This window comes from Streptacidiphilus sp. ASG 303 (assembly GCF_020991365.1).
Taxonomy (GTDB): Bacteria; Actinomycetota; Actinomycetes; order Streptomycetales; family Streptomycetaceae; genus Peterkaempfera.
This window is the reverse complement of the sequence record NZ_JAJLRA010000020.1, coordinates 72,762-94,507: the sequence shown is the minus strand read 5'-3', so window position 1 is coordinate 94,507 and position 21,746 is coordinate 72,762. Positions and strand designations below refer to the sequence as shown.

The 21,746-nt window shown below is 75.5% G+C and carries 19 protein-coding genes; 5 read left to right on the top strand and 14 right to left on the bottom strand.

Annotation, left to right across the window (positions count from 1 at the left end; translation table 11 throughout):
- Nucleotides 1-128 precede the first annotated feature (128 nt).
- The 4 genes from LO771_RS22010 to LO771_RS21995 all read left to right on the top strand — a co-directional run bounded on the left by LO771_RS22010 (nucleotide 129) and on the right by LO771_RS21995 (nucleotide 4,677).
- The gene (locus LO771_RS22010; protein WP_374228215.1) at nucleotides 129-602 is read left to right on the top strand and encodes an Lrp/AsnC family transcriptional regulator; all 474 of its coding nucleotides are present in this window, start codon (nucleotides 129-131) and stop codon (nucleotides 600-602) included.
- Nucleotides 599-1,975: an aspartate aminotransferase family protein gene (locus tag LO771_RS22005; protein WP_230655105.1), complete on the top strand. Its 1,377-nt coding sequence runs from the start codon at nucleotides 599-601 to the stop codon at nucleotides 1,973-1,975. The genes LO771_RS22010 and LO771_RS22005 overlap by 4 nt, the downstream gene beginning before the upstream one ends.
- Nucleotides 1,976-2,673: 698 nt before the next feature.
- Nucleotides 2,674-3,378: an ABC transporter ATP-binding protein gene (locus tag LO771_RS22000; RefSeq protein WP_230745275.1), complete on the top strand. Its 705-nt coding sequence runs from the start codon at nucleotides 2,674-2,676 to the stop codon at nucleotides 3,376-3,378.
- Between the two features lie 150 nt (nucleotides 3,379-3,528).
- Entirely contained in the window at nucleotides 3,529-4,677 is a 1,149-nt protein-coding gene (locus tag LO771_RS21995) for a hypothetical protein (protein WP_230655104.1), read from the top strand.
- A 79-nt stretch (nucleotides 4,678-4,756) separates the two neighbouring features.
- Here LO771_RS21995 and rlmN read toward each other — a convergent pair whose 3' ends face one another.
- The 6 genes from rlmN to rpsB form a co-directional block, all read right to left on the bottom strand.
- Complete coding sequence (gene rlmN / locus LO771_RS21990) at nucleotides 4,757-5,857, bottom strand: 23S rRNA (adenine(2503)-C(2))-methyltransferase RlmN (RefSeq protein WP_230655102.1); 1,101 nt, start codon at nucleotides 5,855-5,857, stop codon at nucleotides 4,757-4,759.
- Between the two features lie 226 nt (nucleotides 5,858-6,083).
- Nucleotides 6,084-7,175: a phosphatidate cytidylyltransferase gene (locus tag LO771_RS21985; protein WP_230655099.1), complete on the bottom strand. Its 1,092-nt coding sequence runs from the start codon at nucleotides 7,173-7,175 to the stop codon at nucleotides 6,084-6,086.
- Nucleotides 7,175-7,732, bottom strand: a complete 558-nt coding sequence (frr, locus tag LO771_RS21980; RefSeq protein ID WP_230655097.1) for a ribosome recycling factor — start codon at nucleotides 7,730-7,732, stop codon at nucleotides 7,175-7,177. Before frr ends, LO771_RS21985 begins: the two co-directional genes overlap by 1 nt.
- A gap of 98 nt (nucleotides 7,733-7,830) precedes the next feature.
- A complete protein-coding gene (gene pyrH, locus LO771_RS21975; RefSeq protein ID WP_374228214.1) occupies nucleotides 7,831-8,589 on the bottom strand; it encodes a UMP kinase in 759 nt (252 codons plus the stop codon).
- Nucleotides 8,590-8,771: 182 nt separating this feature from the next.
- Complete coding sequence (gene tsf / locus LO771_RS21970) at nucleotides 8,772-9,608, bottom strand: translation elongation factor Ts (protein ID WP_230655095.1); 837 nt, start codon at nucleotides 9,606-9,608, stop codon at nucleotides 8,772-8,774.
- Nucleotides 9,609-9,753: 145 nt separating this feature from the next.
- Complete coding sequence (gene rpsB, locus LO771_RS21965; RefSeq protein ID WP_230655093.1) at nucleotides 9,754-10,665, bottom strand: 30S ribosomal protein S2; 912 nt, start codon at nucleotides 10,663-10,665, stop codon at nucleotides 9,754-9,756.
- 629 nt (nucleotides 10,666-11,294) lie between these two features.
- Between rpsB and LO771_RS31135 the strand changes: the two genes are divergently transcribed.
- Nucleotides 11,295-12,734 (top strand): peptidoglycan DD-metalloendopeptidase family protein, encoded by a 1,440-nt coding sequence (locus LO771_RS31135; protein ID WP_304944852.1) that lies wholly within the window; start codon nucleotides 11,295-11,297, stop codon nucleotides 12,732-12,734.
- Here the strand turns inward: LO771_RS31135 and whiG are convergent.
- The 8 genes from whiG to lepB (LO771_RS21915) form a co-directional block, all read right to left on the bottom strand.
- Entirely contained in the window at nucleotides 12,673-13,467 is a 795-nt protein-coding gene (whiG, locus tag LO771_RS21950) for an RNA polymerase sigma factor WhiG (RefSeq protein ID WP_230655089.1), read from the bottom strand. The two genes, LO771_RS31135 and whiG, sit on opposite strands and share 62 nt — an antisense overlap.
- A 489-nt stretch (nucleotides 13,468-13,956) precedes the next feature.
- Nucleotides 13,957-15,108, bottom strand: coding sequence for a DNA-processing protein DprA (gene dprA, locus LO771_RS21945; RefSeq protein WP_230745270.1), 1,152 nt, complete (start codon nucleotides 15,106-15,108; stop codon nucleotides 13,957-13,959).
- Nucleotides 15,109-15,515: 407 nt separating this feature from the next.
- Complete coding sequence (locus LO771_RS21940) at nucleotides 15,516-17,138, bottom strand: YifB family Mg chelatase-like AAA ATPase (RefSeq protein WP_230655088.1); 1,623 nt, start codon at nucleotides 17,136-17,138, stop codon at nucleotides 15,516-15,518.
- A gap of 1 nt (nucleotide 17,139) precedes the next feature.
- Complete coding sequence (locus LO771_RS21935; RefSeq protein WP_230655085.1) at nucleotides 17,140-17,556, bottom strand: YraN family protein; 417 nt, start codon at nucleotides 17,554-17,556, stop codon at nucleotides 17,140-17,142.
- 166 nt (nucleotides 17,557-17,722) lie between these two features.
- Nucleotides 17,723-18,049 (bottom strand): DUF2469 domain-containing protein, encoded by a 327-nt coding sequence (locus LO771_RS21930; RefSeq protein WP_055586940.1) that lies wholly within the window; start codon nucleotides 18,047-18,049, stop codon nucleotides 17,723-17,725.
- 85 nt (nucleotides 18,050-18,134) lie between these two features.
- Nucleotides 18,135-18,971: a signal peptidase I gene (lepB, locus tag LO771_RS21925; RefSeq protein WP_230655082.1), complete on the bottom strand. Its 837-nt coding sequence runs from the start codon at nucleotides 18,969-18,971 to the stop codon at nucleotides 18,135-18,137.
- A gap of 205 nt (nucleotides 18,972-19,176) precedes the next feature.
- Nucleotides 19,177-20,175 (bottom strand): signal peptidase I, encoded by a 999-nt coding sequence (lepB, locus tag LO771_RS21920; RefSeq protein WP_230655079.1) that lies wholly within the window; start codon nucleotides 20,173-20,175, stop codon nucleotides 19,177-19,179.
- Nucleotides 20,176-20,735: 560 nt separating this feature from the next.
- Entirely contained in the window at nucleotides 20,736-21,716 is a 981-nt protein-coding gene (lepB, locus tag LO771_RS21915) for a signal peptidase I (RefSeq protein WP_230655076.1), read from the bottom strand.
- Nucleotides 21,717-21,746 lie beyond the last annotated feature (30 nt).

The window sequence follows — 21,746 nt, the reverse complement described above, 5'->3', positions numbered from 1 at the left end:
CCACCCTAGCGGCGGGGCCGACGGTATCGACATACCCGAACGGCAAGAACGATGGAATCAGTGCCCGAATCGAAGATCGGCGACGGATTCCCTTGCGAACAGGCGGTCGATCGGGCAGAGTGGTGGCCGTGGCCAACCGCGACCGGAACGGCAGCGTTCCCCTCGACTCCGTATCGAAGGCGATCATCGAGCAGTTGCAGGAGGACGGCCGCCGCCCGTACGCCGCCATCGGCAAGGCCGTCGGCCTGTCGGAGGCGGCCGTGCGGCAGCGCGTGCAGAAGCTGCTCGACCAGGGCGTGATGCAGATCGTCGCCGTCACCGACCCCCTCACGGTCGGGTTCGCGCGGCAGGCGATGGTCGGCATCAACGTCGAGGGGGACATCGACCCCGTCGCCGACGCACTGGCCGCACTGGACGAGGTGGACTACGTCGTCGCCACCGCAGGCTCGTTCGACCTGCTGGCCGAGCTGGTCTGCGAGGACGACGAGCACCTCCTCGACCTGATCAACAAGCGCATCCGCGCCCTACCCGGCGTGCGGAGCACCGAGAGCTTCGTCTACCTGAAGCTCCGGAAACAGACCTACACCTGGGGCACCAGATGACCGCGAACCCGGACCAGAAGGACCTCTCGAAGTCCGCCTACGACCATCTGTGGATGCACTTCACCCGGATGTCGTCGTACGAGAACGCCCCCGTCCCCACCATCGTCAGGGGCGAGGGCACCTACGTCTACGACTCCGAGGGCCGCAAGTACCTCGACGGCCTCGCCGGCCTCTTCGTCGTGCAGGCCGGCCACGGCCGCCGCGAGCTGGCCGAGGTCGCCGCCAAGCAGGCCGCCGAGCTCGCCTTCTTCCCGGTGTGGAGCTACGCCCACCCCAAGGCGATCGAGCTGGCCGAGCGCCTCGCCCACTACGCGCCCGGCGACCTCAACAAGGTCTTCTTCTCCACCGGCGGCGGCGAGGCGGTCGAGACCGCCTGGAAGCTGGCCAAGCAGTACTTCAAGCTGACCGGCAAGCCGACCAAGTACAAGGTCATCTCGCGTGCCGTCGCCTACCACGGCACCCCGCAGGGCGCCCTGTCCATCACCGGCCTGCCGGGCCTGAAGGCCCCGTTCGAGCCGCTGGTGCCGGGCACCCACAAGGCGCCGAACACCAACATCTACCGCGCGCCGTTCTACGGCGACGACCCGGAGGCCTTCGGCCGCTGGGCCGCCGACCAGATCGAGCAGCAGATCCTCTTCGAGGGCCCGGACACCGTCGCCGCCGTCTTCCTGGAGCCGGTGCAGAACGCCGGCGGCTGCTTCCCGCCGCCGCCCGGGTACTTCCAGCGGGTGCGCGAGATCTGCGACCGCCACGACGTGCTGCTCGTCTCGGACGAGGTCATCTGCGCCTTCGGCCGCCTGGGCACCATGTTCGGCGCCGACAAGTTCGGCTACCAGCCGGACATGATCACCTGCGCCAAGGGCATGACCTCGGGCTACTCCCCGATCGGCGCGACGATCATCTCCGACCGCCTCGCCGAGCCGTTCTACAAGGGCGACAACACCTTCCTGCACGGCTACACCTTCGGCGGCCACCCGGTCTCCGCGGCGGTGGCGCTGGCCAACCTCGACATCTTCGAGCGCGAGGGCCTCAACCAGCACGTGCTCGACAACGAGCACAAGTTCCTGTCGACCCTGCAGCGGCTGCACGACCTGCCGATCGTCGGCGACGTGCGCGGCAACGGGTACTTCTACGGCATCGAGCTGGTGAAGGACAAGGCCACCAAGGAGACCTTCAACGACGACGAGGTCGAGCGCGTCCTGTACGGGCACGTCTCCAAGAAGCTCTTCGAGAACGGCCTGTACTGCCGCGCCGACGACCGCGGCGACCCGGTGATCCAGCTGGCCCCGCCGCTGATCTCCGACCAGTCGACCTTCGACGAGATCGAGCAGATCCTGCGGGCCACCCTCACCGAGGCGTGGACCAAGATCTGACGATCGCACGCGGACTCTCTGTCCCACCCTCCGCCAGGGGCGGTTCCCGGTACGCCGGGGACCGCCCCCGGTGCGTCCGGGGCACCTCCCGGCGGACCCGCGGCCGGCCCGCGGCCTCCCGGCGCCCCCTGCTGCATCCGGGCGCACCGGGATGCGGGCAGGGGCATTCGACGGTCTGATATATCCGATTGGATGCCATGGGGATCGTGTGCCGCGACCTTCCCGTGTCCTGGGCCCTCTAACCTGGCATCCCACACCTAGAGCCGGAGGTTCTCTTGACAGCGGCCCCGCCGGAGAGCGACGTGCCCGGGGACAGCGACGCACCCGCGGACGGCGGCCCGCCCGAGGGTGCCGCCACCCCCGCGGGCGACGGCACGCCCGCGGGGAGCGGGAGGCGCGGGAGGCGCCCGAAGGGCACGAAGCGCGGGGCGTCCCGGCCCGGCAGGGGCGACGCGCCCGGGGACGGGGCCGGCGCACCCGCCGAGGACGCGGACGCAGCGGTCGGCGGGGCGGACGCACCGGCCGACGGGGCTGGCGCACCCGCCGAGGACGCGGACGCAGCCGCGGAGGCCGAGGCGCCGGCGGGACCGGCGGAGGCCGGGGCCCGCGGAGAGGCCGGGGCACCCTCGGAGGGCGCGCCCGGGGAAGCCGGCGTCGCCGGCGCGTCCGCGGAGGCCGGACCGCCCGCGGAGGCCGACCTGGTCCGGGCGTCCGGCGTGCTGAAGTCCCTGGACGGGACGGCGGCGCTGCGCGGCGTCTCCCTCACCGTGCGGCAGGGGGAGGTGCTGGCGGTCACCGGCCCCCGCGGGTCCGGCAAGACGACCCTCCTCGGATGCCTCGGCGGACTGCTGCCCGTGGACGACGGCGAGGTCTGGTTCGCCGGACGGCCGCTCCACTCCCTCCCCCGGACCGAACGGGAGCGGCTCCGCCGCGAGCACGTCGGCTGGGTCGGCTCCGAGCCGCAGCTCGTCCCGGAGCTGACCGTCCGGGAGAACGCCGCCCTGCCGCTGCTCCTGGCCGGTGCCGGGCGCCGCGCCGCGTACACCGCGGCGGCCGAGTGGCTGGAGCGGCTCGACGTCGCCGGCTGCGCCCGCCTGCGGCCCGCCGAACTGACCCAGGAGCAGCGGCAGCGGGTCGCGGTCGCCCGCGCCCTCGCGCCGCTGCCCCGCCTCGTCCTCGCCGACGACCCCACCGCACCGCTGCACCGCGACGCCGGGGAGCAGGTGCTGCGCGTGCTCGGCACCGCCGCCCGCTCCCACGGGCTCACCCTGGTGCTGGCCCTGAACGACCCCGGGCAGGCCCGGCACGCCGACCGGTCCGTGGCCCTGCTGGACGGGGCCCTCTCCGAGCCGGCGGCCCCCCTCGCGGAGGCCGCAGCCGCGGCGGCGGCCGCACCCGCCTGACCCGCCGCACCCGTACCGCCCGCAGTTCCGCCCGACCCACCACACAACCCCAACGCCCGACCCCAACGCCCGAACCGCCACTCCTGCCTGACGCAGCGTTCGCACGGCCGCCCGTCGGGGCGTCCGGACCCGGAAGGAAGCCGCCCACCGGTGTTCTACCTCCGCCTGGCCCGGGGCTACCGGGTCCTCGACCTCGGTCGCTGGATCCTCACCGCGGCGGCAGCCGCCGCCACCGCGGCCCTGCTGCTGCGGGCGCTCGGCCGCGCCCTGGTCGACCCGCCCGGAACCGCCGTCGCGGTCTCGGCCGCCCGCCTCGGCTGGTGCCTGCCCGCCCTCGCCGCGACCGGCTGGCTCGCCGCCTCGTGCGCCCGCGCCCTCCCGGACCGGCGACCCGGGCGCATCGCCGGCCTGGCGGCCGCCGGGGCGGGCCCCCTGCGGATCCGCCTCCTCGTCGCGGGCGAGACCGCGCTCGCCTGCGCCGCGGGCAGTCTGCTGGCGCTGGTCGGCTTCCTGGTCCTGCGCAACGACATCGCCGGGGCCGAGCTGGCCCCCGAGGTGGGCATGGGCGCGCGGCTGCCCGCCGCGGCGCCGCTCACCCTGCTGCTGGTCGTCCCCCTGGTCGCCGCGGCCGCCGCCGTCGCGGCCGGGCCCCTCCGCGACACCCTGCCCGGGCAGCGGCCCGAGAGCGGGGTGCAGCCCCTCGGGCCGCTGCGCGCCGCGGCCGCACCCGCCGCCGTCGCGGTCGGCACCGCACTGGAGCTCTACGGGCGGCACGGGGGCGGCGGCCGCCTCCACCTCCCCGCCGGGCTGGGGGCCGCCACCACGGCCGGGGCGGCCGGCGGGGTCCTGGCCCTGCTGGGCCTCGTCCTCACCGCTCCGCTGCTGCTGGCGGCGGCGGGGCGGCTGCTCGTCGCGGGCCGCCCGTACGCCGTGCGCCTGCTGGCGGGCCGCGGGCTGCAGGCCGAGGCCGTGCGGCTCGGCGTCCCGCTGGGGCTGCCCGCCGTCCTGGCAGGGGCCGCCGTGGCCGCCGCGCAGCGCTGGGCGGCCGGGCACGGACCGGGCGGCGTGCTGCCCGTGGCGGACGCCGCCCTGGTGGGACTGTGCGCCGTCGCGGTGGCCGGGGTACGGCTCGTCGGCGCCCGTTCCGCCCGGGTCCCCCGGCTGGACCTCGTGCGGCGGATGGGCGCGGGCACCGGGCTGGTACGGCGCGCCGCACTGGTACGGGCCGGCGCGGCCGGGTCCGTGCTGCTGCTCGCCGCCGTCGGGGCCGCCGCGCTGACGGCGGCGGCCCTGCGCTGAGACGGGTCCGGCCCGGCCCGCACCGGTCGGTGCGGGCCGGGCCGGACGTCTGCGTACGGGACGGGACCGGGCTCCGGGGTCAGCCCGCCGCGGCGAGCTGGCCGCAGGCGCCGTCGATCTCCTGGCCGCGGGTGTCGCGGACGGTCACGGGCACGCCGTGCGCCTCCAGGCGGCGGACGAACTCCCGCTCGTCCTCGGGGCGCGAGGCGGTCCACTTGGAGCCGGGCGTGGGGTTGAGCGGGATCAGGTTCACGTGGACCCGGCGGTTCTTCAGCTTGCGGCCGAGCAGGTCGGCCCGCCACGCCTGGTCGTTGATGTCCTTGATCAGTGCGTACTCGACGGAGACCCGCCGGTTGGAGCGGTCCGCGTAGTGCCACGCGGCGTCCAGCACCTCGGCCACCTTCCACCGGGTGTTCACCGGGACGAGGGTGTCGCGCAGCTCGTCGTCGGGCGCGTGCAGGGAGAGCGCGAGACGGACGCTCATGCCCTCGTCGGCCAGCCGGTTCATGGCCGGGACCAGGCCCACCGTGGAGACGGTGATGCCGCGCTGCGACAGGCCCAGGCCGTCGGGCGAGGGGTCGGTGAGCCGGCGGATCGCCGCGACCACCCGGTTGTAGTTGGCCAGCGGCTCGCCCATGCCCATGAAGACCACGTTGCTCAGCCGCGCCGGGCCGCCGGGGATCTCCCCCGCCTGGAGCGCGCGCATGCCCGCGGCGATCTGCTCCACGATCTCGGCCGTGGAGAGGTTGCGGGTGAGGCCGGCCTGGCCGGTGGCGCAGAACGGGCAGTTCATGCCGCAGCCGGCCTGCGAGCTGATGCACATGGTGACCCGGTCCGGGTAGCGCATCAGCACCGACTCGACCAGGGTGCCGTCGAAGAGCTTCCACAGGGTCTTGCGGGTGGTGTCGTCGTCGCACGAGACGTGCCGCACCACGGACATCAGGTCCGGCAGCAGCGCCCCGGCCAGCTTCTCGCGCGACGCGGCGGGGATGTCGGTCCACTCGGCGGGGTCGGCGGAGAGCCGGCCGAAGTAGTGGCGGGACAGCTGGTTCGCGCGGAACGGCTTCTCGCCCAGCTCGGCCACGGCCTCCTTGCGTTCGGCGGGGCTGAGGTCGGCGAGGTGGCGGGGCGGCTTGGCGCCGCGCGGCGCGACGAAGGTGAGTTCTCCGGGTGCAGGCATGGTCCGTCCAGTGTCGCAGATCAACTCGACCGGCCCAGGTGGGCGTGGTGGGGATGCGGTCACCGCCGGCGGTCCGCTGCCGCCGTCGGACCGCTGCCGCCGCCCGTGGCACCGTCTCCGGACTGCCCCGGGAGTCGGGCCCCGGACGCGGCGGCGGCCCCGGCCGGGAGGGCCGGGGCCGCCGTGGAGCAGCGCGGTGCGGGGTGCGGGGTGCCGGGCGGCGGGGTCAGGCCCCGACGAAGGCGGTGAAGAGGAGCCAGGTGACCGGCGCGGTGGGCAGCAGGGAGTCCAGGCGGTCCATGATGCCGCCGTGGCCCGGGAGGAGGGTGCCCATGTCCTTGATGCCGAGGTCGCGCTTGATCATCGACTCGACGAGGTCGCCGAGGGTCGCCGTGACCGCCGCGCAGGCGCCCAGGACGAGCCCCTGCCACCATGCGCCTCCCTCGATGAGGAACTGCATGCCGAGCGCCCCGGCCAGCATGGACAGGGCGATGCCGCCCGCCAGCCCCTCGCGGGTCTTGCCGGGGCTGATCCGCGGCGCCAGCTTGGTCCTGCCGAACCGGAAGCCCACCGCGTAGGCGCCGGTGTCGCTGCAGACGGTGACCATCAGGAAGAGGAGCACCCGCCACGGGCCGTCGTCGGCGTCCAGCATCAGGGCGACGAAGGTCGCGAGGAAGGGCACGTAGAAGGCGGTGAAGATGCCGGCGGTGACGTCCCGCAGGTAGTCCGGCGGCGGCTCCTTCATGCGCCAGACCAGCACCCCCAGCGCGGTCAGCGCCAGCACCGCCGCCGAGCCCTCCGTGCCGAGGGCGTAGGCGGCAGCGAGCATCGCGACGCCCGCCACGGCCAGTCCGGCCTGCGGCGTGCGGATGTCCTTGCGCTCCGCCAGGCGGCTGGTGAGCTCCCGGACGCCGATGCCGACCGCCGCCATCACCACGACGAGGAAGAGCGCCTTGACGAAGAAGAGCGAGGCGACGATGACGGCGCCCAGGCCGACGCCGACCCCTATCGCGGCGGGCAGGTTCCGTCCGCCGCGGGGCTTGGCGGGCTGCGCCGCGGCACCGGGCGGGTTCCCGTCCGAGGGGTCGTCGCTGGACGGGTGGTGGTCGGTCGGCGCCACGGCGTTCTCCTGCCCGGGACGGTGCTCGGCGAGGTCGTTGGGCAGGGCGGAGGGGGCCGGCGGCTGCGGGCCGGCCCACGGTGCGTACGCCGCGACCCCTGCGGCGGGGCGGCCGGGCTGGTCGGGCCCGTCGGGGCCCTGCGGGGAGGTCCCGGAGCCGGGGGCCGCCCCGCCGGGAGGAGTCGTGGCGTGGTTCATCAGACCTCGAGCAGCTCGGCTTCCTTGTGCTTGAGCAGCTCGTCCACCTGGCCGACGTAGCGGCCGGTGACGTCCTCGAGCTCCTTCTCGGCGCGGCGGACCTCGTCCTCGCCGACCTCGCCGTCCTTGACCAGCTTGTCCAGGGCCTCCTTGGCCTTGCGGCGGACGCTGCGGATGGAGATCTTGGCGTCCTCGCCCTTGTGGCGGGCGACCTTGATGTACTCCCGGCGGCGCTCCTCGGTCAGCTGCGGGAACACCACGCGGATGAGGGAGCCGTCGTTGGTCGGGTTGACGCCGAGGTCGGAGTCGCGGATGGCGGTCTCGATGGCCCGCAGCGCGCTCTTGTCGAACGGGGTGACGACGGCCATCCGGGGCTCGGGCACCGAGAAGGAGGCGAGCTGGTTGATCGGCGTCGGGGCGCCGTAGTAGTCGGCGGTGATCTTGGCGAACATCGCCGGGTGCGCACGGCCGGTGCGGATGGCGGCGAAGTCGTCCTTGGCGACCTGGACCGCCTTCTCCATCTTCTCCTCGGCCTCGAGGAGGGTCTCTTCGATCACAGTCTGCTCCTGTCCGGTTCCCTGCTCGCCCCCTCCCGCGCCCGGATGGCGGGGCCAGGGGTCCGTAACGTCGTCTTGCGCCGTGCCGCCCGGGGCGGTCAGGCCCTGTCCGCCCCGCGGCTGATCAGCGTGCCGATCTTCTCACCCCGCACCGCGCGGGCGATGTTGCCCTCGGTGAGGAGTTCGAAGACCAGGATCGGCAGGTCGTTGTCCCTGCAGAGGGTGATCGCGGTCGCGTCGGCGACCTTGAGGTCGCGGGCGATCACCTCGGAGTACTCCAGCGCGTCGAACTTGACCGCGTCCGGGTTGGCCTTGGGGTCGGAGTCGTACACCCCGTCCACGCCGTTCTTGCCCATGAGCAGGGCCTCGGCGTGGATCTCCAGGGCCCGCTGGGCAGCGGTGGTGTCGGTGGAGAAGTAGGGCATGCCCATACCGGCACCGAAGATCACCACGCGGCCCTTCTCCAGGTGGCGCACGGCGCGCAGCGGGAGGTAGGGCTCGGCGACCTGGCCCATGGTGATGGCGGTCTGCACCCGCGTCTCCACGCCCTCCTTGATCAGGAAGTCCTGCAGGGCGAGGCAGTTCATCACCGTGCCGAGCATGCCCATGTAGTCCGAGCGGGCCCGGTCCATGCCGCGGACCTGGAGCTCCGCGCCGCGGAAGAAGTTGCCGCCGCCGACCACGACGGCGACCTGGGTGCCGGCGCGGACCACGGCCGCGATCTCACGGGCGATGGCGTGCACCACGTCGGGGTCGACGCCGAGGCCGCCTCCCCCGGCGAGCGCCTCGCCGGACAGCTTGAGCAGCACGCGGCGGCGTACGCCGTCCCCGGTCGTCTCCTGTCCGGTCATCTGCATGGTGCGACTCCTCCTCGAGCACGTACAGATGAGGAGGCCACCGCCGCGGGGACAGGTATGCACACCTGCACGGCAATGGCCTCCTCGTCGTTCTATGGTGCCGAACCGGCCCCTCCGGACACGCGGAGGGGCTGTTCGACGTGTTCCGCTCTCTACCCTAGGGGCAGGCCGCCGGAACGACCTCAGGCACCGACGCGGAAGCGGGCGAAGCGCTTGAGGGTGACGCCGGCCTCGTCCAGGACCTTCTGGACGGTCTTCTTGTTGTCCTTGGCGAACGCCTGCTCCAGCACGGCGTTCTCCTTGACGAAACCGGTGACGCGGCCCTCGATGATCTTCGGCAGGGCGGCCTCGGGCTTGCCCTCCTCGCGGGCGGTGGCCTCGGCGACGCGGCGCTCGCTCTCCAGCACCTCGGCCGGGATGTCCTCGCGGGAGAGGAACTTCGGCGCGAAGGCGGCGATGTGCTGCGCGACGTCCTTGGCGACCTCGGCGTTCTCCTTGTCGAGCTCGACGAGGACGCCGACCTGCGGGGGCAGGTCCGGGGAGGTGCGGTGCATGTAGGCGGCGACGTAGCCGTCACCGTCGAACTGCGCGAAACGGCGGAAGACGATCTTCTCGCCGAGGGTCGCGTTGGCCTCGTCCACGAACTGCTGGACGGTCTTGCCGGACTCGATCTCGCTGGCGAGGGCGGCCTCGACGTCGGCCGGGGCGGCCTTGGCGAGGTGGGCGGCGATGGTGTTCGCGACCTCGACGAACTTGTCGCCCTTGGCGACGAAGTCGGTCTCGCAGTTCAGCTCGACCAGCACGCCGGCGTTGCCGCCCTCGAGGAGGGAGACGACGGCGCCGTTGGAGGCGTCGCGGCCCTCGCGCTTGGCCACGCCCTTCTGGCCCTTGATGCGGAGGAGCTCGACGGCCTTCTCGACGTTGCCCTCGGCCTCGTCCAGCGCCTTCTTGCAGTCCATCATGCCGGCGCCGGTGAGCTCACGGAGCTTCTTGACGTCCGCGGCGGTGAAGTTCGCCATGGTTGTGAATCTCTTCTCGCGTCTCGCGTGTCTGCTGGGGTGGCGCCGGGCGCCGGCGGGGTCGCCGCCGGCCCCGGCACGGGTGCGAGGGGCAGGCGGGCCGCAGCGTGCTGCGGCGACCGCCGTACCCCTCGACCGCGGAACGTCAGGCCTGCTCGCCCTCGGCGGCCGGCTTCTCCTCGGCGGGGGCCTCGGTGGCGGCCTCGGCGGGGGCGGCCTCCTCGGTCGCGGCCTCGGCGGGGGCCTCGGTGGCAGCCTCGGCGGCGGGGGCCTCGTCGGCCTTCTTCTCGCCCTCGAGGAGCTCGCGCTCCCAGTCGGCCAGCGGCTGGTCGGCGCCCGGCTCGGCCTTGGCGCCGCCGGCGGCACCGGAGCGGGCCATGAGGCCCTCGGCCACGGCGTCGGCGATCACGCGGGTCAGCAGGGTGACGGAGCGGATGGCGTCGTCGTTGCCCGGGATCTTGTAGTCGACCTCGTCGGGGTCGCAGTTGGTGTCGAGGATGGCGACGACCGGGATGTTGAGCTTCCGGGCCTCACCGACCGCGATGTGCTCCTTCTTGGTGTCCACGATCCACACCGCGCTCGGGACGCGCTGCATGTCGCGGATGCCGCCCAGGGTGCGCTCGAGCTTCTCGTGCTCGCGCTGCAGGACGAGCAGCTCCTTCTTGGTGAGGCCGGAGCCCGCGACGTCGGTGAAGTCGATCTCCTCGAGCTCCTTCAGGCGCTGCAGGCGCTTGTAGACGGTCGAGAAGTTGGTCAGCATGCCGCCCAGCCAGCGCTGGTTGACGTAGGGCATGCCCACGCGGGTGGCCTGCTCGGCGATGGCCTCCTGGGCCTGCTTCTTCGTGCCGACGAAGAGGACGCTGCCGCCGTGGGCGACCGTCTCCTTGACGAACTCGTAGGCGCGGTCGATGTAGTTCAGCGACTGCAGGAGGTCGATGATGTAGATGCCGTTGCGCTCGGTGAAGATGAAGCGCTTCATCTTCGGGTTCCAACGGCGGGTCTGGTGACCGAAGTGGACGCCGCTCTCCAGCAGCTCCCGCATCGTGACGACGGCCATGTGCCGTACTCCTCGGATCGCTCCCCCGGCGCGCCGTGGCGGCCGGGGTCGGGCTCGGTTGTCCGCGGCGGCCGGGACGGCCGCCGCGCCTGACGCCCCGGCCGTGCCGTGCCGTGGGGACCGGGTGCGGCGTATGCCGCACCCCGGCTCATCGGACCGAGCGGCACTCGCACCGTGCTGACGCGGACTGCGAGCCGCGTGCTGGCGCATCGGTGGCGGGGCGTGCGAAGTCGACCCGGCACGCCGGGTCGCGACAGAAGTGTACGGGACCCGCGGCACCCCGGGCGACTCAGCGCGGCGCGGTGGCCGGGTGTGCGGGCGGCCGCAGGCAGCCACGGGCGGGGAACCGGGCGCGGCGGGCCGGGCGGGCGGGCGACGGCCGGAGCCGTGTACGGCCCGGAAGGCGGGGCGGGGTGGGGGCTCCGGGGGGCCGCGGGGGGGACGGTCCGTACAGCGACGGGCGCGTACGGGGACGGGCGCGTACGGGGGCGGGCGCGTACGGGGACGGGCGCGTACGGGGGCGGGCGCGGGTCATCCGTGCGGGGACGGGGTTCTCCACAGGCCGGGGCCTGTCCACAGGTCCGGGGCGGGCGGTGGCGGAACCGCGCCGGTGCGGGCAGCGTGCCGCCATGACCGCTGTCCGGCACACCGTCGCACCCCGCAGTCCGCTCCCCCGCAACGGCGGCCCGCCGCGGCCCGATGCCCGCCCGCACCACCACGCCCGCCCGCACCACGGTGCGGGGGTGCGTCCCGGTGACGGTGCCTGCCGGGGTGCGGGCCCGCCCCGCAGGGCCGTACCGCCCCTCGGCACCGCGGCGCCCCGGCGCGGGACCGCAGCGGGACGCGGAGTCCTGCCGCGCCGGAGCGCCCTCGCCGGCTGCGGCGGGCCGCCGCGGCCTCCCGCGCCGGACCGCGCACTGCTGGCGCTCCTGGGCGTGCTGGCGGTCCTGGCCCTCTGCTCGGCGCTCCCGCACGCCGCGGCCGGGGCGGCGGCCGGTCGCGGGCGGGCTGCCTCCCCGGCGGCCGGCGGCTTCCCGGCGGACGCCGCACGGGCCTGGCCGGTTGCGGGCCCGGTCAGGGTGCTGCGCGGCTTCCGTCCGCCCCCGCTGCCCTGGGCGGCGGGGCACCGCGGGGCCGACCTGGCGGCGCCGGAGGGCTCGGAGGTGCGGGCGGCCGCTGCGGGGACGGTCGCCTTCGCGGGACGGGTCGGCGGACGGAGCGCGGTCACCGTGGTCCACCCGGGCACCGGCGAACCGCCCCTGCGGACGACGTACCTCCCGGTGGAGCCCGTCCTGCCGGTGGGCGCCCGGGTCGAGGCGGGGGAGGTCGTCGGGCGGCTCGAGGCCGCCCGTCCGGCGGCGGACCGGTGGTCGGGAGGTCCCCGGGCCGGGGACCCGCGGCCCGAACCGGTAGGGCCGCCGCGGGCAGGAGGACCGCCGAGACCGGGAGGACCGCTGGAGTCGGGAGGACCGCCGCAGGTGGGGGACGGCCACTGCACGGCGGCGTGCCTGCACTGGGGGCTGCTGCGGGGACGGCGCTACCTGGACCCGCTGGCGCTGCTGGGACTGGGCACGGTGCGGCTGCTCCCGTCCGAGCCGGCCGCCACCGGTCCGCGGGCCGCACCGGAGACGGTGCACCGCGGCCGCGGCCGCGGTACGGGGTTCGAGGGAGCCGGTGGTGGCGAGCCGCCCGGGGACGCCGGACTGCGGAGGGCGGGTGCACCCGTGCGGTCCTGGACGAGCGTCCCGGGGGCGGAGGGCGGAGCGCCGGGTGGTGCGGGGCGCGCGGCTTGCGGCGCTTCCCGCAGCACGGGCCGGGCGGCCGTCCGGGCCTCAGGCACCCTCCGACCGTTCGGACGTGGGGGACGGCGGCCTCCGGCTCCCGGATCTGCGGGCTCCCCGGACAGCCGGATCTCCGCCCGGCGGCATCGGGAGCCCGCGGTCATCCGGACCCGGGCTCGGGGTCACCCCGGCCAGGCCCCCCGGGTCCCCCGGGGCTCGGGGCGGGTCACCGCGCGTCGGAGAGCTTGGCGCGCAGCTGCAGGACGGCCTTCGTGTGGATCTGGCTGACCCGGCTCTCGGTGACGCCGAGGACCTGTCCGATCTCGGCGAGGGTGAGCCCCTCGTAGTAGTAGAGCGTGACCACCGTCTTCTCCCGCTCGGGGAGGGTGTTGACCGCCCCGGCCAGCAGACGGCGCAGCTCACGGCCCTCGGCGACCTCCTCCGGGTCGTCGGCGGCGGTGTCCACGAGGGTGTCCAGCAGGCTCAGCCCGTCGCCGCCCCCGCCCACCGGGTGCAGGAGCTCGTCCAGTGCGGCGACGTTGGCCAGGGAGAGCTGGCTGAAGATGGCGTGCAGGTCCTCCACGGGGATGCCCATCTCCGCCGCGACCTCGGGCTCGTGGGGCGTGCGGCGCAGCCGGGTCTCCAGCGTGGCGTAGGCGCGCTCCACTGCCCGCGCCTTCTGGCGGACCGACCGGGGGATCCAGTCCAGCGCCCGCAGCTCGTCGATGATGGCCCCGCGGATCCGGCTGATCGCGTAGGTCTCGAACTTGATCGCGCGGTCCAGGTCGAACTTCTCGATGGCGTCGATGAGCCCGAAGACACCGGAGGAGACGAAGTCCGCCTGCTCGACGTTGGCCGGGAGCCCCACCCCCACGCGCCCGGCCACGTACTTCACCAGCGGCGAGTAGTGCAGGATCAGCTGCTCGCGCAGCCGGCCGTCACCGGTCGACTTGTAGGAGCGCCACAGCTGCTCCAGGGCCGGACGCTCACCGCTCTTCTCGCTCCCCCCGCGCCGGGCCACCGGCGGTCTGGGCGGTTCCGCCTGCCCGGCGCCGGCGCCCCCGTCGGCGGCCGCGGATGCCGGTGTCGGCGCCGGTGCCGGCGTCGGCGCGGAGACCCCCTGCCCGCTGCGTGCGGTCCCGGGGCGGCGCATGCCGGCAGCGGTCCCGGCCGCCGAGTGGATCTCGGAGGCGGGCCCCGTCCCCGCGGCCGGGGCCGTGAGGGTCCTGTCGCCGCCGGTGGCTCTCCGCCGGGGAATGTGTGTGGGCATGCGTCCCTGTGCGCCGTTCTGCCGAGTCGTGTGCCGGTATGGAAGTCGTGGTGAGCGTAGCGTGATCGGACCAGTGCCGAGAGCTACCGAGTCCGATGCGTCCTCCGATCCGGTGGCGGGGTATCCGCAGGTGGGACGGGTGGAACGGGGCCTGTGGCGCGGGTGCGGCGGCACCGTGAGGATTACCCCCGCCCGGACGCCGTACGGTGTTGCGTTCGATACCGATCGGGGGATCCCGTGTCACCCGGCCGTGTCGTCCCCGCGGGTCGTGCGCGCCCGCCAGCGTGCTCCCGACCGCTCCGCGAAACCCAGGGACGCCAGCTCGTAGAGCCGCTGCAGCACGTCGTCCGGCGGCAGGCCCGTGGCGCGGACGACGGCCTCGACCGGCGCGCCGTCGACGCGGGCCGGCAGGGCGTCGAAGACCAGGCGCGCCTGCGGCGGCAGCAGGTCGTGCGGCAGCACCGGCCCGCACCGGGGGTCGGCCAGGTCGGCGCCGATGCCCCCGACCAGCTCCGCCACCTCGGCCGCGTCGGTGACCAGCGCCGCGGCCCCGCTGCGCAGCAGGGCGTGCACGCCCGACGACAGCTCCGACGTCACCGGGCCGGGGACGCCGCAGGTGAGCCGGTTGAGGTCCCGGGCGCGCCGGGCGGTGCTCAGCGCTCCGCTCCGCAGGGCGGCCTCGACGACCACGGTGCCCCGGGTGAGGGCGGCGATCACCCGGTTGCGCAGCACGAAGCGGAAGCGGTTGGGGTGTTCCCCCGGAGGCAGTTCGCTGACCAGGAGCCCCTGTCGGGAGATGCGGCGGATCAGCTCGGCGTGCCCCCGGGGGTAGGCGACGTCGACCCCGCAGGCGAGGACGGAGACGGTGGGGCCTCCCGCCGCCAGGGCGCCCCGGTGGGCCGCCGCGTCGATGCCGTAGGCGGCGCCCGAGACCACCACCCAGCCGCGTTCGGCCAGGCCCGCCGCGAGCTCCCCGGCGACGTGGGCGCCGTAGGCGGTGCAGGAGCGGGCGCCCACGACGGCGACGGACCGCAGGGCCAGCAGCCGGAGGGAGGCGGCGCCCGCCGTCCAGAGGCCGACCGGACGGGCGGCGCCGAGGTCGTCCAGCTGGGTCGGCCACTCGGCGTCGCCGGGGACGACGAAGCGGCCACCTCCCGCACGGATCCGCTCCAGGTCCGCTGCCGGGTCGATCCCGGCCGCGCGCGCCCGGTAGCGGGCCATGCGGGCGGGGGCGGCGCCGGGAGGTGTGCCGCCCGTCCGGAGGAGGCGGAGCAGCCCGGCCGCGCCGAGGTCGTCGATCCACTGCCCCACTGCGGGGTCCCCGGGCTCCGCGAGGCGGGTGATGGCGGCTCTGGCCAGCCGCTCGCCGTCGTCCGCGGCACCGGACGGCACGGCCGGGCCAGGGCCGGCGGGGTGCCCGGGACCGGCGGCGTGCCGGGGGGCGTCGGCGTGCTGGGGGGCGTCGGCGTGCCGGGGGGCGTCGGCGCCGGCGGCGGTCCGCCCGGGCGGGGCGTACCCGCACGGGAGCGGGCCGAACAAGCCCTGCTCGGAGGGGCGCCGGCCGGAGGGGCGCTGGTCGAAAAGACGCTGCTCGGAAGGGCCCTGGTCGGAAGGGCCCTGGTCGGAAGGGCCCTGGTCGGAAGGGCCCTGGTCGGACGAGGTCACCGTTTCACTCCTTCCCTGGAGGGGGCGGCCCGGCTCGTCGGGAGGGCCGGGTCCGCTGGGACCGGGATCCGCGGGCGGGCCGCGGAACCCGTACGCACAGGTGGCGGCCGACGCCTCCCACCGCCCGCCGCCGGTCACCGGAACGGGCCGCCGAGGGGTGCGCCGCGCTGGACGCCGGTCCGGAGCACCAGTGCGGTGCGCACGTCGGCGCGGTCGGGCCGGCCGTGGCCGGCGAGGTCGGCGAGGTCGGCGACGGTCCAGGCGACCCGGAGCACCCGGTCCAGGCCGCGGGCGGTGAGCAGGCCGCGCTGCATCTCGCGCTCGGCGTCGTCCAGCGCGCCCGGCGTCGTCCGCCACCGGGTGCGCAGCTCGTGGCCGGGCACCTCCGCGTTGCCGCGCCAGGGGGTGCCGTCGAAGCGCGCCGCGGCGCGCAGCCGGGCCTCCGCGACCCGGGCGGCGACGGCGGCGGTGGACTCGGCCGCGGTGTCGCGCTCCAGGAGCTGGGCCCGGGTGACCGGTTCGACCTCGACCTGGAGGTCCACCCGGTCCAGCAGCGGTCCGGAGAGGCGCGACTGGTACCGGCCGACCATGGCCGGGGTGCACTGGCAGCCCTCCCCCCGTCGCGACCAGCGGCCGCAGGGGCAGGGGTTGGCGGCGAGGAGCAGCAGGAAGCGGGCGGGCAGCCGCAGCGACCCGGCCGCGCGGGCCACGACGACCTCGCCGGACTCCAGCGGCTGCCGCAGGGCGTCCAGCACGCGGACGGGGAACTCGGGGGCCTCGTCCAGGAACAGCACGCCCCGGTGGGCGAGGGAGACCGCACCCGGCCGGGGCAGCCCGCTGCCGCCGCCGATGACGGCGGGCATGGTGGTGGAGTGGTGGGGCGCGCAGTAGGGGGCGGTGTCGATCAGCGGGCGCCCGGGCGGGAGGAGCCCGGCGACCGAGTGCACGGCGGTGACCTCCAGCGCCTCCTCGGGCCGCAGCGGCGGCAGCAGCCCGGGGAGCCGTTCGGCGAGCATGGTCTTGCCCGCGCCCGGCGGCCCCTTGAGGTAGAGGTGGTGGCCGCCGGCGGCGGCGATCTCCAGGGCGCGGCGGGCCTCGTACTGGCCTGCGACGTCCGCCATGTCGCGGCGGTGGGCGGGTGTCCCGGCGAGGCCGCGGACGCCGGTGCCTGGGAGGGCGAGCCCCGCCAGGAGGGGGTCGGGGCGCCCGGGGGCGTCCCGGTCGGGCGGCTCGTCGGGGACGGCCTCGCCGGTGAGGACGGCGACCAGCTGGCGCAGGCTGCGCACCCCGAGGACCGAGACCCCGGGGACGAGGGCCGCCTCGGAGGCGGTCTGCTCGGGGACGACGACCTCGCGGTACCCCGCGTCGGCGGCGGCGAGGACGGCGGGCAGCACGCCCCGCACCGGCCGGACGCGGCCGTCGAGGCCGAGCTCGCCCACGATGAGCAGGTCGGCGATGCGGTCGGGGTCGAGCCGCTCCGCCGCGGCGAGGACGGCGCACGCCACCGCGAGGTCGAAGCCGCTGCCGCTCTTGGGCACGGAGGCGGGGCTGAGGCCGACGGTGAGCTTGCGCTGCGGCCAGCTCTCGCCGCTGTTGGCGACGGCGGCGCGCACCCGGTCGCGGGCCTCGGTGAGGGCCTTGTCGGGGAGGCCGACCAGGGTGAAGGCGGCGACCCCGGGTTCGAGGTCGGCCTGGACCTCGACCACCACGCCGTCGACGCCGAGCAGCGCGACCGAGCAGGTGCGGGCGAAGGCCACGTCACACCACCCCGCGCAGGTGCTCGACCAGGGCGGCGCCGCGGCGGCGGCCGGTGACGGCGATGAGGTCGATGCGGACGCCGCCGGGCGGCGGGGCGGCGGGGCGGGGCGGTCCGGGCGGTGCCGCGGCGAGGCGGGAGAGGTGGACCGGCCACCGCTCGTCGAGCCAGCGGGCGGCGAGCCTGCGCAGCCGCTCGGCCTTGGCCTCGGTGAGGGCCTCCGCGGGCTGCTGGAAGCCGTTCTCGCGGCGGGTCTTGACCTCGCAGACGGCGAGGGTGTCGCCCTCCAGGGCGACGATGTCGAGCTCCCCCTCCCGGCAGCGCCAGTTGCGCTCCAGGACGGTCAGGCCTGCCTCCGCCAGACGGCGGGCGGCCACCTCCTCGCCGTAGCGGCCGAGGGCGGTGCGTGGATGGGTCACGGCGGTCACCTCCGGCACGGAGCGTGCCGGAGGCGGGGCGGACGCGGGCGAGGGGGCGGATTCCTGTGGAGAACCCGGGGGTGTGGAGAACGGCGCCCACCCTCAGGGGTGAATCCGGCGGGACCGGGTTGACGCGACGGGGTCGGGCCGGGGCCGGCCCGGGGGCTCAGCGGCCGAAGCCGGCCTCGTCGGAGGGCAGCTCCAGATCGGTCTTGGCGAGCTCCTCGACGTTGACGTCCTTGAAGGTCAGGACCCTCACCTTGCGGACGAACCGGGCCGGCCGGTACATGTCCCAGACCCAGGCGTCGGCCATCGAGACCTCGAAGAAGACCTCGCCCTGCACGGAGTGGACCTGCAGCTCGTAGTCGTTGGTGAGGTAGAAGCGGCGCTCGGTCTCGATGACGAATTTGAAGAGGCCGACGACGTCGCGGTACTCCCGGTAGAGCTTGAGCTCCATCTCGGTCTCGTACTTCTCGAGGTCCTCGGCACTCATCCCCACGTCCCCTTAGTTGTCGTGCGTCCTCCCATTGTGGACCACCGGCGGGTCCGCGGAGGCCGCGGCGGGGCCGCCACCTGCCCTACCGGGCCCGGCGGCGCAGTCTGCGGAGCAGCTCCGCGGCCGGGCCGACCGCCGCGGTCACCAGGACGAGCAGGGCGCCGGCCGCCGAGACGAGGGCGGCCGGGACCAGCGGGCCGTGGGCGGAGGCCGCGCCCGGCCCGCGGACCGCGTCGAAGGCGGCCGTGCGGTCGATGCCGCCCATCCGCGCCATCGGCCAGGCGGTGCCCTCGACCCGCCCGACCACGTCGCTCGCGGGCACCGTGCCCGACGCCTGGTCGAGGTGGACGCGGGAGTCGAGCGATCCCAGCCGGTTGTCGCCCATGAGGAAGAGGCGCCCCTGCGGGATCCTCACGGAGAACTTGCCGGCGTTGTAGCCGTGCGCGAGGTACGGCTCGTCGATCGCGGTGCCGTCGACGGCGATCCGCTGCCGGGCGTCGCAGCAGACGATGGTGTCGCCGCCGACGGCCACCACGCGCTTGACCATCAGGGCGCCGCCCCAGCCGGAGTCGCGGAAGACCACGACGTCACCGCGGCCGATGTCCTTGCCGTCGCTCGTGCGGGCCAGCACGGTGTCGCCCGGACGGACCGTGGGCTCCATGGAGTCGGTGGGCACGCTGTAGGGGCGGTAGCCGACGGCGACCACGCCGAAGCCGCCGACCATGAGCACCAGCCCGAGCGCGATGACGACGCCCTGCAGCACGGCGGACAGCCGGCGGCCGGGCGCCCCTGCCGGGGCGGGCGCGGGCTGCGGACCGGCCGTCCCGGGCTGCGGACCGGCCGTCCCGGGGGTCGTCGCGGGCTGCGGCCCGGCCGTCCCGGGGGCCTCGCCCGCGGTCTCACCGGCGGTCCTGCTCATGGGCACCGTCCCAGCTCGGCCGGGCCCCGGGGTCCGGCGTCCTCCCACGGACGCCCGGGGCGGCCGCCTCGACAGCCGTACCGGGGCCGGCGGGCGCACGGACGGGCGGGCCGCGGCACGTCCGAGCAGACTACTCGCCGGTACCGCGGCCCGCGCAAGGGCCGGGGCGGAGCATTCCGGTCACGGACGGTCACCCGGGACGGTGTCAGGCCGCGGCCCGCGTGCGGCGGCTGCGGCGGACCAGCAGGGTCAGCGGCAGGGCGCCGGCCGCGGCGAGGGCCGGCGGGCCGTAGGCCGCGGAGGCGGACAGGCCGGGCTGGTGGAAGGTGCCGGGGACCGGCAGCGTCGCCCAGCGGGCGAGCGGCCACGCGACGACGAAGGCCCGGCCGACGACGTTCTTCACCGGCACCGTGCCGCCCCCGGGCTCGTCCATGTGGAAGCGCGAGTCCCACGAGTCGTTGCGGTGGTCGCCCATCACCCAGATCCGCCCGTCCGGGACCTTCACCGTGAACGGCTTGTCCGGGTCGCACGGCGTGGCCCCGGGGAAGACGTACGGCTCGTCCAGCGCCTTGCCGTTGACCTCCACCGGCCCGCTGCCGTGGCACTCCACGGTGTCGCCGCCGACCCCGATGACCCGCTTGATCAGGTCCTTCTCGTCCGCCGACGGCATCAGACCGACCCACCCGAGGAACGTCTGCAGCCCCCGCACCGCGCCGCTGCCGCGCTGCACGGGCTCCTCGGGCAGCCAGCCGCCCGGGTCGTGGAAGACGACGGCCTCGCCGCGCTCGGGCCCCGCGCCGAACCACGGCGTCAGCTTGTCCACCAGCACCCGGTCGCCCTTCTGCAGGGTGTTCTGCATGGACCCCGACGGGATCGAGAACGCCTGCACGAAGAAGGTCTTGATCACCAGCGCCAGCACCAGCGCGATGCCGACCAGGATCGGCAGCTCCTTCCAGAAGGACCGCTGCTGCCCCGGCTTCCGGGCGCCCTTCCCGGGACGCCCGGCCTCCCCCGGACCGGACCGGCCGTCCGGCCCTCCGTGGTCGGCGGTGTCCGTCCCGGCGGCGGCTCCCGCTGCGGCACCGGAGGTCCGCTCGACCGCGAGTCCGCCGGCTCCCGGGTCGTCCGCGGAGCCCGCGGTACGGCTGCCGGGGTCCTCGGGCCCACCGGCCCCCGAACGGGCGCCGGTCACCGGATCCCCCACGACATCTCCTCCCTGCACTGCAGGCGCACCCGCGCCCACGCCGAATACGGCACCGCCCCGCGGCACCGCCTGCTCCCGGTCCTGCACGGCACACCGCACACCGGCAACCTCCAAGGCACCCGGCACGACCACGCACCGCGCACCCCACCCTCTCTACCACCCGCGGGAACCGTCCGCCCGGCCCGCGCGCGTGCGCGGCCGCCGTCCGGCCGCAGGGACGGGCGCTGCTCCGCCCGCGGCGGACGGCGGGGCCCCGCCACACCCAACGAGCGGAGGTCCCGCTGGATCCGGCCTCACGGCGCCGGGCCGGAGGGGTTGACCGAGATTTTGACCGCGGCGTGGGCGGGACGGGGGAACCGGTTCCGAGGAGGCGCCGGGGGGCGGTGGCGCGGTGACCCGGAACGGCAGGACGGAGCGGATGCCCGCCGGGCCGGCCCCGGGCACGGAACGGGCCGCGGTACCGCCCGGGGGTGTCCGGGCGGCACCGCGGCCCGCGCCGCCGTGCCGTTAAGCCGTTCTGCCGTTCTGCCGTTCTGCCGTTCTGCCGGGGAGCCTCGCGGCTACGCCTCCGGACCGGCCCCCTCCGGGGCGCTCCCGGGCACGGCGGCCCGTCGGCGGCGCAGGAGCAGGGTCAGCGGCACCGCACCGGCGAGCCCGGCGGCGGGCGGGACGAGGGAGCCCGCGGCGGACAGGCCGGGCTGGTGGAAGGTGCCGGGGACCGGCAGCGTCGCCCAGCGGGCGAGCGGCCACGCGACGACGAAGGCCCGGCCGACGACGTTCTTCACCGGCACCGTGCCGCCCCCGGGCTCGTCCATGTGGAAGCGCGAGTCCGACGAGTCGTTGCGGTGGTCGCCCATCACCCAGATCCGCCCGTCCGGGACCTTCACGGTGAACTGCTTGTCCGGGTCGCAGGCAGGGGCGCCGGGGAAGACGTACGGCTCGTCCAGCGCCTTGCCGTTGACCTTCACCGGCCCGCTGCCGTGGCACTCGACGGTGTCGCCGCCGACCCCGATGACCCGCTTGATCAGGTCCTTCTCGTCCGCCGACGGCATCAGACCGACCCACCCGAGGACCTTCTGAAGGCCGCCGGCGAGACCGCCGGAGGTCTCCACGGGCTCGTCGCCGAGCCAGTTGCCGGGGTCCTTGAAGACGACGACCTCGCCGCGCTCCGGCTGGGCGCCGAACCAGGGCGTCAGCTTGTCCACCAGCACCCGGTCGCCCTTCTGCAGGGTGTTCTGCATGGACTCCGACGGGATCGAGAACGCCTGCACGAAGAAGGTCTTGATCACCAGCGCCAGCACCAGCGCGATGCCGACCAGGATCGGCAGCTCCTTCCAGAAGGACCGCTGCTTCGTCCCGGGCCGCGCCCGCTCCGGCTTCTCCGGCTCCGGCGCGCGGTCCGGCTGCGGATGCTCGGACATGGTCGTACCGTCCTCCGTGCTCGGCGGTCCGCCCGGGTCGTCCACGGAGCCCGCGGTACGGCTGCCGGGGTCCTCGGGCCCACCGGCCCCCGAACGGGCGCCGGTCACCGGATCCCCCACGACATCTCCTCCCTGCACTGCAGGCGCACC

What these genes read in the sequence shown, in the direction of transcription:
- LO771_RS22005 (WP_230655105.1), top strand. Translation starts at nt 599, where the DNA reads ATGACCGCGAACCCGGACCAGAAGGACCTCTCGAAGTCCGCCTACGAC.
- rlmN (WP_230655102.1), bottom strand. Translation starts at nt 5,857, where the DNA reads ATGCCTGCACCCGGAGAACTCACCTTCGTCGCGCCGCGCGGCGCCAAG.
- LO771_RS21985 (WP_230655099.1), bottom strand. Translation starts at nt 7,175, where the DNA reads ATGAACCACGCCACGACTCCTCCCGGCGGGGCGGCCCCCGGCTCCGGG.
- pyrH (WP_374228214.1), bottom strand. Translation starts at nt 8,589, where the DNA reads ATGCAGATGACCGGACAGGAGACGACCGGGGACGGCGTACGCCGCCGC.
- tsf (WP_230655095.1), bottom strand. Translation starts at nt 9,608, where the DNA reads ATGGCGAACTTCACCGCCGCGGACGTCAAGAAGCTCCGTGAGCTCACC.
- rpsB (WP_230655093.1), bottom strand. Translation starts at nt 10,665, where the DNA reads ATGGCCGTCGTCACGATGCGGGAGCTGCTGGAGAGCGGCGTCCACTTC.
- LO771_RS31135 (WP_304944852.1), top strand. Translation starts at nt 11,295, where the DNA reads ATGACCGCTGTCCGGCACACCGTCGCACCCCGCAGTCCGCTCCCCCGC.
- LO771_RS21930 (WP_055586940.1), bottom strand. Translation starts at nt 18,049, where the DNA reads ATGAGTGCCGAGGACCTCGAGAAGTACGAGACCGAGATGGAGCTCAAG.
- lepB (WP_230655082.1), bottom strand. Translation starts at nt 18,971, where the DNA reads ATGAGCAGGACCGCCGGTGAGACCGCGGGCGAGGCCCCCGGGACGGCC.